Source organism: Duganella sp. GW821-FHT07F09, from assembly GCF_059418705.1.
This window is the reverse complement of record NZ_JBWKQJ010000005.1, coordinates 345,496-357,914: the sequence shown is the minus strand read 5'-3', so window position 1 is coordinate 357,914 and position 12,419 is coordinate 345,496. Positions and strand designations below refer to the sequence as shown.

10 protein-coding genes are annotated in these 12,419 nt (G+C 69.3%); 1 reads left to right on the top strand and 9 read right to left on the bottom strand.

The features are described from left to right. Positions 1 to 35 precede the first annotated feature (35 nt). Positions 36 to 800: an N-acyl amino acid synthase FeeM domain-containing protein gene (locus tag AC07P1_RS15950; protein WP_494696735.1), complete on the top strand. Its 765-nt coding sequence runs from the start codon at positions 36 to 38 to the stop codon at positions 798 to 800. On the opposite strand, the gene AC07P1_RS15945 is transcribed toward AC07P1_RS15950, so the two are convergent. The 9 genes from AC07P1_RS15945 to xrtA all read right to left on the bottom strand — a co-directional run bounded on the left by AC07P1_RS15945 (position 740) and on the right by xrtA (position 12,419). Continuing rightward, positions 740 to 1,441, bottom strand: coding sequence for a chemotaxis protein CheB (locus AC07P1_RS15945; protein WP_494696734.1), 702 nt, complete (start codon positions 1,439 to 1,441; stop codon positions 740 to 742). The genes AC07P1_RS15950 and AC07P1_RS15945 overlap by 61 nt on opposite strands. 143 nt (positions 1,442 to 1,584) lie before the next feature. Continuing rightward, positions 1,585 to 2,595, bottom strand: coding sequence for a polysaccharide deacetylase family protein (locus AC07P1_RS15940; RefSeq protein ID WP_494696733.1), 1,011 nt, complete (start codon positions 2,593 to 2,595; stop codon positions 1,585 to 1,587). After that, the gene (locus tag AC07P1_RS15935) at positions 2,592 to 3,905 is read right to left on the bottom strand and encodes a putative O-glycosylation ligase, exosortase A system-associated (protein WP_494696732.1); all 1,314 of its coding nucleotides are present in this window, start codon (positions 3,903 to 3,905) and stop codon (positions 2,592 to 2,594) included. The genes AC07P1_RS15940 and AC07P1_RS15935 overlap by 4 nt, the downstream gene beginning before the upstream one ends. Continuing rightward, positions 3,902 to 5,350, bottom strand: a complete 1,449-nt coding sequence (locus tag AC07P1_RS15930; protein WP_494696731.1) for a phenylacetate--CoA ligase family protein — start codon at positions 5,348 to 5,350, stop codon at positions 3,902 to 3,904. The genes AC07P1_RS15935 and AC07P1_RS15930 overlap by 4 nt, the downstream gene beginning before the upstream one ends. Then, entirely contained in the window at positions 5,347 to 6,483 is a 1,137-nt protein-coding gene (locus tag AC07P1_RS15925; RefSeq protein ID WP_494696730.1) for a glycosyltransferase family 4 protein, read from the bottom strand. The genes AC07P1_RS15930 and AC07P1_RS15925 overlap by 4 nt, the downstream gene beginning before the upstream one ends. Next, a complete protein-coding gene (locus AC07P1_RS15920) occupies positions 6,480 to 7,694 on the bottom strand; it encodes a TIGR04063 family PEP-CTERM/XrtA system glycosyltransferase (RefSeq protein ID WP_494696861.1) in 1,215 nt (404 codons plus the stop codon). The genes AC07P1_RS15925 and AC07P1_RS15920 overlap by 4 nt, the downstream gene beginning before the upstream one ends. A 50-nt stretch (positions 7,695 to 7,744) precedes the next feature. Next, positions 7,745 to 9,640, bottom strand: coding sequence for an XrtA/PEP-CTERM system amidotransferase (locus AC07P1_RS15915; protein WP_494696729.1), 1,896 nt, complete (start codon positions 9,638 to 9,640; stop codon positions 7,745 to 7,747). After that, positions 9,628 to 10,803, bottom strand: a complete 1,176-nt coding sequence (locus AC07P1_RS15910; RefSeq protein WP_494696728.1) for a TIGR03088 family PEP-CTERM/XrtA system glycosyltransferase — start codon at positions 10,801 to 10,803, stop codon at positions 9,628 to 9,630. Before AC07P1_RS15910 ends, AC07P1_RS15915 begins: the two co-directional genes overlap by 13 nt. Next, a complete protein-coding gene (gene xrtA, locus AC07P1_RS15905; RefSeq protein ID WP_494696727.1) occupies positions 10,800 to 12,419 on the bottom strand; it encodes an exosortase A in 1,620 nt (539 codons plus the stop codon). The genes AC07P1_RS15910 and xrtA overlap by 4 nt, the downstream gene beginning before the upstream one ends.

Below are 12,419 nucleotides of genomic sequence, written 5' to 3'. Positions count from 1 at the left end.
CGCCTTCCCACAACCCGTCGACAAGGAACTTTTGGATGGAAGACTTCACGGCGTCCGCCGGGTTGCCTCCGCGCCGAATCGCGCGATACGGACCGGCCATTGTCGCGGACGTCGTCGCCAGCATGGCGCCCACGTGGCAGCCCTATCCCGATCCGCCGTCGGCCGCGGCGTTCGGCATCCACTTCGGCAACAGCACCGCCGGACGCCGCGCGGCGGCCGCGCTGATCAACCGCATGTACCGCTGGCGCGGCTACGGCGACAAGCATTTCCTCGAGCCGCACGCCGGCCACCTGACCCTGAACGCGGCGTCGGCCGAGGCGCTGCTGGCCACGGTGACCCTGCGCATCGATTCGGCCGCCGGCCTGCTGGCCGACGATACCTTCCGCGACGCCATCGACGGCTACCGCCGCGCCGGCGCCCGCGTGTGCGAGGTGACCAGGCTGGCGCTCGACCCGCTGGCCCACACCCGGTTGGCGCTGGCGTCGCTGTTCCACATCCTGTACATCCACGCGCGCAAGACGCACCTGTGCGGCGACGCCTTCATCGAGGTCCATCCGCGCCACCGGCGCTTCTACGAGCAGATGCTGGGTTTCCGCCACGTGGCCGGCAAACGCCACAACCTGCGCGTCGACGCGCCGGCGCACTTGCTGCATCTGGATCTGGAATTCATGGGGGCGCAAATCGCCCGTCTGGGCGGCAGCGGCGCCGGCAATCAGATGGCGCGGCGCTCGCTCTATCCTTATTTTTTCAGCGCCGCCGAGGAGGCCAACATCGCCGCCGTGCTGACGTCGATGGTGTGACCCTGGCGCGGCGGCACCCGGCCCTGCGTCTCGCCGGCGCCAACGCCATGGGAAGCGAGTCGGCGCGCCGGCACGGCGGCCAGCGCTGTCAGGGTGGCGCCGATGGCGTCGGCGCGCAGGATGGAATCGACCGCCACCTGACGGATCGCGTTGGCGGGCATGTCGGGACACAGCGCGTCCGTCGGTTCCTGCGCGATGGCGGTGCCGCCGGCGGCCTTGATGGCGCGCAGGCCGTCGGTGCCGTCGTCCAGAAAGCCGGACAAAACCGTGCCGACGACCCGTTCGCCGAACTCGGCGGCCGCTGAAGCGAACAAGGGATTGATGGCGGGCGCGATCAGATTGGGGTTGCCGCTCTCGGTCAGCCTGACGCGCACCTTGCCGTGATCGTTGACGATGGTGAGATTGCGGCCGGGTGCGGCGACCAGGATGGTGCCGGGTTCCGCGTACTGGCCGTCGATGGCGTGCGATGCCGGCAGGCGGCAGCTTTTGGCGAGCACTTGGAGAAGTTCATTGCCCTGGGGGCCGACGTGCATGGCGATGAGTACGGGCGCGGGAAAGTCCGCAGGCAGCTCCGCGCATATCGCCTCCAGCGCCGGAATACCTCCCGCGGAGGCGCCCACCACCACTACCCGTTCCATCATCGTTCTCCTTGGCCAGCGGTTGACGGCACCTAAGGAACTTGAAAATTGCCGTAACTCAATGAAATTATACCAAAAAGTCTTACAAATGGCTTAAGTCGTCAGTATGGCGCGGAACGGTGGTTTTTCTCTGTACGCTGGCCCTCTTATGCCCGCGAAGATTCGGCGGTCTGGGCCCTCCGGGCCAGGTTCATCGCCAGCCGCAACTGGAAGCGCGGCGCGCCCAGGTCCCAGGGCGTGAAGCGCGGCAGCTGATACAGGTCGCCGGTGCGTCCACCCCAGGCGGTCGACACCGCGCCCTCGAAACCGAGTTCGCGCACGATACCGACATGTTCGGCGCGGTAGTCGACATTTGGCTTCCCGTTCGGATAAGCGAACAGCGGCACCGGCGCGCCGGTCAGCGTTTCGAGCCGCCGCTTGCCGGCCGCGATCTCGTCGCCCGCCTGCCGCGCCGGAATCGCCGCCAGGATCGGATGGTTGACCGTGTGGGCGCCGATGCCCATGCCGGCGGCATGCAGCTGGCGCACCTGCCCGCTGCTCATCATCAGGTCGCGGGCCAGGCCGTAGTCCGCCTCCCCGGCCAGGCGCTCGACCATGGCCAAGCGCTGCTCCATCGGCAGGTACTTGAGATGGCCGATCAGGGCGCCAATGGCGGCCCGCCGCGCCCCGGGGCCGTCCAGCGGCAGCAGGCCGAGACCGGCCGTGCGGGCGTCGAACCGCGCGCCGGGTGCCTCGGGCGCTTTACGCACCAATTCGATCACGGTGTCGTTCCACATGCGGCCGCCATCAAGGAAGCCGGTGGCGACGAAGAACGTGGCCGTCAGCCCGAAGCGCTGCAGGATGGGGAGCGCCTCCACCGCGTTGTCGGCGTAGCCGTCGTCGAAGGTGATGCAGGCGGCGCGCGGCGGCAACCGCCCGGCGCGCATCAGGCGCACCGCCTCGTCCAGCGCCAGCACGTTGAACGAGGACTTCAGCAAGCCGAGCTGGATCGCGAAGGCTGCACGGTCTATCTCGCCCGGGAACAAGGGATCGGGCGCTGCCAGCACCCTGTGATAGATCATGATGCTCAGGCCGCGACGGCCGCCGGGCGACAGCAGGCGCAACAGCGGCCGCGTCGGCAGTGGCGGCGAGCCGGTGATGCCCGCGCCCGCGCTCATGTCTGCGCCACGCCGGCGTCGGCGCCGGCGTCCGCGTGCCGGTCCACCGCCCGCGCCATCGGACGGCGTTGCGGCGCGGCCTGCCGCGCCACCAGGATGCGCGTCGCCACCATGGCCGCCATGATCATGTACGGCACGTCGAAATAGGCCAGGCTCAGGAACGCGCCGCCGACGGCGAAGCCCACCAGGCTCACCTGCAGCATGGTGGCCAGCCGCAGCGCCCAGTCCAGCTCCGGCACGCCCTTGGCCTGGCGCACGATGGCGCTGCCGGTGCGCCAGATCATCACGCCCAGCGCCAGGTACAGCGCCAGGCCCATCCATCCATGCTCGCCCAGCACCTGGAAGTAGATGCTGTGGGCCGCGTGCACGTCCGCCGGGATCGGCGCGTAGCGCGCGAACACCTCGCCGTCGTAGATCTCGAAGCCGCCGCCCAGCAGGCGGTCGTTGGCCAGGTTGAACGCCATGCGCCAGGCGTTGATGCGGCCCATGGCGGACGTGTCCTCCTGGTAGGTGTTGATGGTGTCGATGCGCTCGTGCCATTGCGACGGCATCAGCAGCACCATCAACGGCACGGCCATCGCCAGCAGCACGCCCAGCGGCAGCTTGTTGCGGCTCTTGAGCCACAGCACCGTGGTCATCGCGACGATCGCCAGCGCGGCGCCGCGCGAATACGAGCCCAGCGAGGCCAGCGCGCACAGCAGGATGGCGGCGAGCAGCGCGCCCTTGGCCCAGCGCGGACGCACGTTGCCGATCAGGTAGTACATCAGCGGAATGACGATCACCAGGGCCAGCGCCACCTCGTTGTTGCCGTCGATGAAGGTGCCCTCCGGCCCCCACACGCGGAAGTTGCCGCCGCTGCGCAAGGTGAAAATACCGCCCTTGACGCCGTAGAATCCCAGCGACACCACCACCGTCCACACCAGCCATTCGATTTCCTGGCGGGTGCGCACCAGCATCATCACCACCGCCGTCATGCCGAAGATCTTGTACACCTTGATCCACTGCGTGGTCACCACGTCGACGCCGTGGATCGAGAACAGCGACGTCACGCTCATCCAGCCCATGAAGGCCAGGAACACCCAGGTGACCGGGTGGGCCGGCAGGCGGTATTTGTCCTTGTGCAGAAACATGGAGGCGACGATGGTCGCCGCGATCACCGCCGCGAACGGGAAGCTGCGGGCGAAGCCCCAACCCTGCGAGTGCGGGTTCATCACGCTGATCCAGATCCACATGACGACGCCGAACGACGGCCGCTTGAAGATAAACGGCAGCGATCCGAACACCAGCAACGTGACCAGCAAATCCCTCATGGCGTGCCGGCTCCGTAGTTGGCTCCGTAATTGCGCGCCGCGTCGACCTTGCTCACCACGTAGCGGAATTTGCCCGACGCCTCCGGCGCGATGGCCTCCACCCGCTCGACCGTCACCTCGACCTGCGCGCCGAGCCGCGCCCGCACGCCGCGCGTGATATGGCCGCGCAGCGCATCATCGAGCGGCGTGTCGAGCGCGACCTGCACGCGCGTCGAATGCAGCGATTCCTGGATGATCTTGAAGGCTTTCATGCCTTCGATATCGCGCAGGATGTACACCAGCGCCAGGCCGTGCATGACGGTGCCGTCGGCCGCCACCAGGAAATCGGTGCTGCGTCCCTGTATCTCTTCGAGCATCGGCAGGCTGCGCCCGCAGCCGCACTGGCGGGTCGACAGCGCGCCGACGTCGCCGGTGCGGTAGCGGATGAACGGGAAGTCGCCGCTGGCGAGGTGGGTGACGACGATCTCGCCGGTGGCGCCGGCCGGCAGCGGCCTGCCGTCGGCGTCGACGATTTCGACGATGATGTCCTCGGCGGTGATGTGCATGCCGCCGTGCGGGCACTGGTGGGCGATGAAGCCGGCGTCGCGCCCGCCGTAGCCGTTGGCCACCGCGCAGCCGAAGACGCGGGCGATCTGCTCGCGCTGCTCGTCGTACAACCGCTCGGAGGTGACGAAGGCGACGCGGATGCCCAGGTCGTCCATGCGCTGGCCGCGCAGCTCGGCGTGGCGGGCGATGTGCGACAGCGCCGACGGATAGCCGAACAGCATGCGCGGACGCCGCGCCCGGATGCGGGCGACGAAGGCGTCCAGGTTCGCTTCCGACATCTCGAACGCCGGCAACAGCATGGTGCGCATCACGCGGTCGCGCACGGCGCGGGCGCGGTCCTGCGCGCCCAGCTCGATGGGCGAGCCCCACACCACGATCTCCGGGTCGCCGATGTCGACATCCCACCAGCGGGTGGCGCGCCATTTGGCGGCGACATCGTGGCTGACGCGCTCCTTGCCGATGTAGAAAATCAACGGCTCGCCGCTGGAACCGCCGGTGTTGAAGCGCGCCAGCTCGCGCGCGTCGCCGGCGCGCAGGTCGGCGCTATGGCGCCGTATCAGCGCCTTGTCCAGCAGCGGCAGGCGCGCCAGCGCGTCCAGCGAGTCGACGTCGCGGCGGGCGTCGAAGCCGGTTTCGGCAAACAATGCGCGGTAATACGGCACCTGCGTCTGCGCCCGCAGCAGCAGGCGGCGCAGGCGGTCCAGGCGCAGCCTCTCCAGCCGCTCCGGCGCCCAATACTCGGTGTCGTCCATGCGCCGGCGCACGCTCACCGTGGTGTGGCGCTTGAACTGTTCCTGCAACGGAAACAGTAGTCCGGCCACGACCGCCGTGTACAAACTGCGGGGCGCCAGCGGGGCCTGCGCCGATGACGGCGCGCCGGTATTCACAACAGTGTTCATGCTTTGCTCCCGCCGGCGGCGGATGGGCCGCCGGCCTTGTTGGCTTTCTCGATCACCGCGCGATACACCTGCAACAGGCGCGGACGCACCTGCGCCCACGTGTACTGGTCGGCCAGTTGCAACCCGGCCTGGCGCAGGCGCTCCCTCAGGTCCGGCTCCCCCAGCAGCAAAAACATCGCGTCCGCCATCGCCTGCGGATTTTGCGGCGGCACCAGCAAGGCGCTGCGCCGGTGCTCGACCAGATACGGCACGCCGCCGACGTCGGTGCTGACCACCGCCACGCCGCCGGCCAGCGCCTCCAGCACCGAATTCGGCATGTTGTCGACCAGGCTGGGATTGAGCATGATGTCGGCCTCGCGGTACAGCGCCGCCATGGCCGAATTGTCGATGCGGCCGGTGAAACGCACCGCCTGCGCGATGCCGAGATGGTCCGCCAGCGCGGCCAGCATCTCGGCCTCGGGGCCGCTGCCGGCGATCACCAGCTGCGCCGCCGGATAACGGGCGGCCAGCAGCGCGAACGCCCGCAGCGCCGTCTGGTTGTCGTAGATCGGCTCAAGGTGGCGCGCCACCAGCACCGACGGCGCCCGGGACCCCGACGGCGTGGCGCGGGCGCCGGCGGCGCCGAAGCGCTCCAGGTTGATCACGTTGGGCACCACCGTGCTGCCGAAACCGTGGCGCCGGAACACCGCCTCCAGGAATCCGGACGGCACCAGCAAGGCGGCGCTGCGGCGCAGGCTGGGGCGGACCCAGTCGGCGGCCCGTTGCAGGAAGGCGTCGGCCTCGCCGCCCCGGTAGTTGACCACGACCGGGCAGCCGCGCAGGCGCGCGATCCAGATCGCCGGCGCGGCGAACAGATGCCACGACCAGCCGGAATTGGCCATCACATGCAGCAGCTGGACCTTGCCGGCCACCCGCCACAGCCGCCACAGGTAAGGCAGCAGCCGCACGCCGGCGCGCAGCACCGGAATGCGGCCGGCCCAGGCCGGACTGTAGGGCGCGTTCATCCGCACCAGTTCGACACGGTGGCCGTCGCGCAGCAGCAGCTCGTTCAGTTGCAAGGTCTGGTTCGCCATGCCGCCGGGCGGCGGCGGCAACGGGCCGACCAGGCCGATGTGCACCGGCGCCTCCATCATGCCGCCCGCTCCGCGCCGGCGCTTTTGTACACCGCGCGGTAGCGCGCCACGCTGGCGGCCCAATTGCGTTCGTGTTCGACAAAGCGGCGGCCGCCGGCGCGCAGCGCGTCCCAGCGCTGCGGCGCCGCCAGCAGCGCCAGCACCTGGTCGGCGAGCGCCTGCGGGTCGCCGGCGGCGAACAGCACGCCGGTCTCGCCATCTTCGATCAATTCTCGGTGGCCGCCGACATCGGAGGCGACCAGCAGTCGTCCCTGCGCCATCGCCTCCAGCGGCTTGAGCGGCGTGACCAGGTCCGTCAGGCGCATCTTCACGCGCGGGTAGACCAGCACGTCGGTCAGGTCGTAGTAGCGCTGCACTTGTTCATGCGGCACGCGTCCGGTGAAGACCACGTGCGCGGCCACGCCCAGCGCCTCGGCTTGAGCGCGCAGCGCGGCCTCCTGGGCGCCGCCGCCGACCAGCAGCACACGGATATCGGGCCGCCTCGCGATGATGCCGGGCAGCGCTTCGAGCAGGATGTGCAAGCCTTCATAGGCGTAGAAGGAGCCGATGAAGCCCAGCACCACCTTGCCGTCCAGGCCCAGTTGCACGGCCAGCGCTTCGTCGCGGACACCGCCGACGCTGAAGTCGGCGATGTTGACGGCGTTCGGTATCACGGTCACCTTGCCCGGCGCGATGCCGCGCGCGGCAATGTCGGCCCGCAGACCTTCGCAGATGGTGGTGGCGGCATCGACCCGGCGCAGCGTGTAGGTTTCCATCGCCCGCGTGGCGCGGTAGCGCAGGCCGCCGTCGCTGCTGGAGCCGTGGTCGACGGCCGCGTCCTCCCAGAAGGCGCGGATCTCGTACACCACCGGAATGCCGAGGCGGCGCCCGACCCGCAGCGCGGCGATGGCGTTCAGCGCCGGCGAATGCGCGTGCAGGATGTCCGGCCGCACCTCGCGCGCCACTTCCAGCAGGCGCGCCTCGATGGCGTCGATCACCGCCAGCTGGCGCAGCGCGGGCAGACTGGCCTTGAATCCGCTCGCTGGCGGCGTGCGGTAAAAATCCAGGCCGTCGATCTGCTCCTGGACGGCGTCACATGCGCCCTGCTTCGGGCCGGTGAGCTGGAAGGTCTGCCAGCCCAGCACCCGTTGCTGGCGCAGGATGGCGCGGGTGCGGAAGGTATAGCCGCTGTGCAGCGGGATCGAATGGTCGAGCACGTGCAGGATGCGCAGCGGCGACACCGCGACCTCGGCGCCGACCTCGGAACGTAAGGTCGCGGCGCTCATGCGCGCAGCTCCTTGCGCAGGAACGCCTCGAACATCAGCAGCGACCAGATCGGCGCGCTGTAGTCGCGCAGCCCGGCCTGGTGCTGCTCGTGCAGGTGGCGCAGGTAGTCGGGGTTGAACATGCCGCTGTCGCCCAGCAGCGGTCCTAATAACGCATCGTGCACGCGCTGCTTGAGCGGTCCACGGAACCAGGTGGCCAGCGGCACCGAGAAGCCCATCTTCTTGCGGTACAGGATGTCGTGCGGCAGGTGCGATTCCAGGCTTTTCTTGAAGATGTATTTGCCCTCGCCGCCTTGCAGCTTGAGCGACGGCGGCAGGCCGGAAATCCATTCGACCAGTTGATGGTCCAGCAGCGGCACCCGCACCTCCAGCGCGTGGGCCATGCTGGCGCGGTCGACCTTGGTCAGGATGTCGCCCGGCAGATAGGTCTTCAAATCCAGGTACTGCAGCAGCGACAGCGGATCGTCGGTCGGCGCGGCGTCGGCGTGGCCGCGCATGACCTCGATGGCGCGGTAGCCTTGCAAGCCGGTCTTGAAACGGTCCGAGAACAGCTGCGCGCGCATGGCGTCGCTCATCAGGGTCACGCCGTGGAAGTAGCCCTCGACCAGGTCGCGCGACAGCGCCTCGAAGGTGGTCTTGGCGCGGAACACGCGCGGCGCCCAGTCGGCCTTGGGATACCAGCGGCCCAGCAGGCCGAACACCGGCTTGCGCAGGCCGGCCGGAATGCGGCCGCGCACGCGGTGCTCGTTCATCGCGTAGCGGTAGCGGCGGTAGCCGGCCAGGTTCTCGTCGCCGCCGTCTCCCGACAGCGCCACCGTCACCCGCTGGCGCGCCAGCTGGCACACGCGGTAGGTCGGAATCGCCGAACTGTCGGCGAACGGCTCGTCGTACAGCCCGGCCAGGGTGTCGAGCAGCGCGTAGTCGTCGGTGCCGACATTGCCCGTGTAGTGATCGGTGCCGTGCTGCGTCGCCACCTGGGCCGCGTAGTCGGATTCGTCGAAGGCCTTGTCCTGGAAGCCGATGGTGCAGGTATTGACCGGCTTGTCGCTCATGCCGGCCATCATCGCCACCACGGCGCTGGAATCGACGCCGCCGGACAGGAAGGCGCCCAGCGGCACGTCGGCCACCAGCCGGATGCGCACGGCCTCGCGCAGACGTTCGATCAATTCGTGCTCGACGTCGGCGCTGGCCATCGGCGCGTGCGGCGCGAACGGCACGTCCCAGAACTTGACCGGCACGGCCAGCGGCGCGCCGACCTTTTGCGTCAAGGTGTGGCCGGGCGCCAGTTTGAGCGCGCCTTCGTAGATGGTGCGCGGCTCGGGGATGTAGCCGTACGCGAAGTAGTCCTCGACCGCGCGCGGATCGATGCGGCGTTCCAGGTCCGGCAGCGACGCCAGCGCCTTCAGTTCCGAGCTGAAGGCCAGGAAGCCGTCGGCCGTCAGGCAGTAATACAGCGGCTTGACGCCCAGCCGGTCGCGTCCGATGAACATGGTTTGCTGGTTGCGGTCCCACAGCCCGAAGGCGAACATGCCGCGGAAGCGGTGCACGCACGCTTCGCCCCATTCCTCCCAGGCGTGGACGATGACCTCGGTGTCGCAGCGGGTGCGGAACACGTGGCCCAGCGCCTTCAGCTCCACCGTCAGTTCGCGGAAGTTGTAGATCTCGCCGTTGAAGCACACCATCACCGAACCGTCCTCGTTGCCCAGCGGTTGCAGGCCGGCGGCGATGTCGATCACCGACAGGCGCCGGTGGCCGAAGCCGATGCCGGGTTCCAGGTACAGGTCGGCCTCGTCGGGGCCGCGATGATGCTGGGTCTCGTTCATGCGCTGCAGCACGGCGCGATCGATGTCGCGCTTGCCGCCTATGTCCATGATGCCAACTATTCCGCACATGATGCCACCCGCCTTCCCAGTTTAAGTTTTCGTTCGCACAATTCGTCGTACAGCGCCTGGTAGGCCGCCACCATCGCCTGCATGCCGTAGTGCTGGGTTACGCGCAGGCGCGCGGCCAGCCCGTGTTCGTGCACCAGCGCGGGACGGGTGGCGTAGCGCTCCAAGGCCGCACACAAGGCTTCGCTGTCGCCCGGCGGCACCAGCGCGCCGGTGGCGCCGTCGGCCACCACCTCCGGCACGCCGCCGACGTCGCTGCCGATCACCGGCACGCCGCTGGCCATGGCCTCGAGCGCGGCGCCGGGCGTGCCCTCGGCGATCGACGGCAGCGCGAACACGGTCAGTCCGCGCAGGATCGCGGCGACGTCGTCGCGCTTGCCGGGCAGCCAGACGGCGTCGCCCAGGCCGGCGGCGTCGGCCTGCGCGCGCAGCGCCGGCAGCAACGGGCCGTCGCCGATGATCGCCAGGCGCAGCCGGTGCGCCAGGTCGGGACGGCGCGCGCGCAAGGCGGCGAAGGCGGTCAGCAGCAGCGCATGGTTCTTGACCGGTTCGATGCGGCCGACGCTGCCGATCACCAGGCAACCGGGGCCGAAATGGCGGTCCAGCGGGCCATTGGTCTCGGCGGGTGTGGGCGGCCGGTAGCGGTCGATGTCGATGCCGTTCGGCAGCAGGCGGCTCTTGCGCGCCGGTACGCCGATGACTTCGCGGTTCCAGGCCAGCATCTCGGCCGAGTTGGCGTAGCAGTGGTCGTAGAACGGTATCATCAGGCGGCGCAACAGCCGGTGTTTGCGGTTCAGGCCCTTGGGATCGGCGGCGTCGCGGCCGTGGGCGCCATTGATGCGCACCGGCACCCCCGCCAGCAGCGCGGCCGGCGCGTATTCGATGGCCGACAGGTTGTACGTGTGCAGGATGTCGGGGCGCAGTTGCCGCAACAGGCGCCACAGCGCGGCGTGGGTGCCAAACGCCAGGCCCGGCGGCTTGTCGAGCGCGTACAGCGCGACGTCGCCGCGGGTGATGCGCTCGGCGAACGCGGTATAGCCGGTCAGCGCGATCACCGCGTGCCGGTATTGGCCGGCCGGCATGCGGTTGATGCGCTCGACCATCAGGTTTTCCATGCCGCCGAAATCGAGGCGGTAAATCAGGTGCACGACCAGTGGCGGCTTCATCGCTTCGATCCCTCTTGCGCGCGCACCCGCGTCAGCGTGGCGTCCATGGCACCGAGATTGTCGGCGAGGAAGGCGCGCATGGCGGCGCGGGCGCCGTCCGGCTGGTCGCCCAGCGGGGCGAACAGCATGACGGCGGCGCCGTCGTCGCTGCCGGTGAGTACGCGCTGCTTGATCTGCAGCAGCTTGCCCTTCGTATCGCTGGTGGTGGCGCGGCCGTCGATCCAGTACCAGTGCCAGACCAGCAGCGCACCCTCCTTGCCGTGCAACATCGACTCGCGCACGGCCAGCGTGCGTCCGGCAACCGTCTCGTTGCGCACCGCGCCCCCCGTCAGGTTCCAGGGCGAATTCACCATCGGCGTCAGCCGGTTCATTGACGTGATCAGTTTGCTTGCGCCGGTTTGATGGCGGTAGTACAGCAGCGACAGGCCAACCTGGCCGGTGTTCTGCGCGTAGTAACGGCGCAGCGTCGCGGCCGGCGGCGTGAAGGCGGGCTGCCAATCGGTGAAGGCGGCCGTGAACGGCGCCCTGGCCGGAAAACTGTCGAGGCCGACCGGCGGCGCCGTGCCGCCGGTGCTTTGCAGATAGCCGGCATAGGCGGGCCAAACGCCCAGGGCCACCACGACGCCGAGCGCCATCGCGGCGATTCGCGTGGTTGGCGGCCGCCGCGACGCGGGCTTAGGCGCCGGGGTGGCGGCCGGCGGCGGGCGGTCGCGCCAACGCGCGCCGATCAGGAACAGCGCGAAAATGACGATGCCGAAGAACAGCCAGCCATACAGCAGGTGATCGACGCCGACCGCCAGGGTCATGTCGCTCAGGTGGCCGAGCATGACGATCATATAGGCGCGCAAGCCGTTCGCCAGGATCGGCAGCAAGGCGGCGACCGCCACGAACAGCACGCGCTTCCACCAGCGGGTATAAGTCATGTAGGCGTACAGCACCCCGGCCGTCACCGAGGCGATCAGATAGCGCAGGCCGCTGCACGCCTCCACCACCGACCACCCGCCCGATGGCAGCATGAAGTTATTGCCTTCATGCAGAACCGGTATGCCGCTCAGGCGCAGCGCCGCCACGGTGAAATTGGCGGTGACGGTCATCAGCGGTTCGATCAGGCTGTCGCCCACCGGCACGGCCAGGAACAGGAACAGCAACGGGAACGCGATCACCCGCGCCATGCGCGGCCCCAGCACCGCCAGCGCCGTCAGCGGGAACATCGCGACGAAGGCGTACTGGCGTATCACCTGCACCTCGCCCAGGTCGGCCAGCAGCCAGAGCATGCCGCAGCCGGCCAGCGGCAACAGCGCCGGCCAGAACGGCGCCGGCGCCATCGCCCGCAGCCGCTCGCGGCGCTGCCAGGCCAGCCACAGGCTGATCGGCACAATCAGGTAGCCATGGGCGAAGGTTTCCGAGCGCGCCCAGATCTCGCCGATGGAGACGGCCGTGCTCCAGTAGGCGGCCAGCGGCAACAATGTCAGCAGCAAGGCCAGCACCAAGGCGCGGGCGGCGGCCGTGGTGCCGCTGCCCGCGCCGCGCGCGGCGCCGCCGATGCCGCTCCGGGCGTCGCTGGCGGTGGCGGTGGCGGCGGCTGCGGGCGCGGCCGTGGTATCCATCGCGCTCAT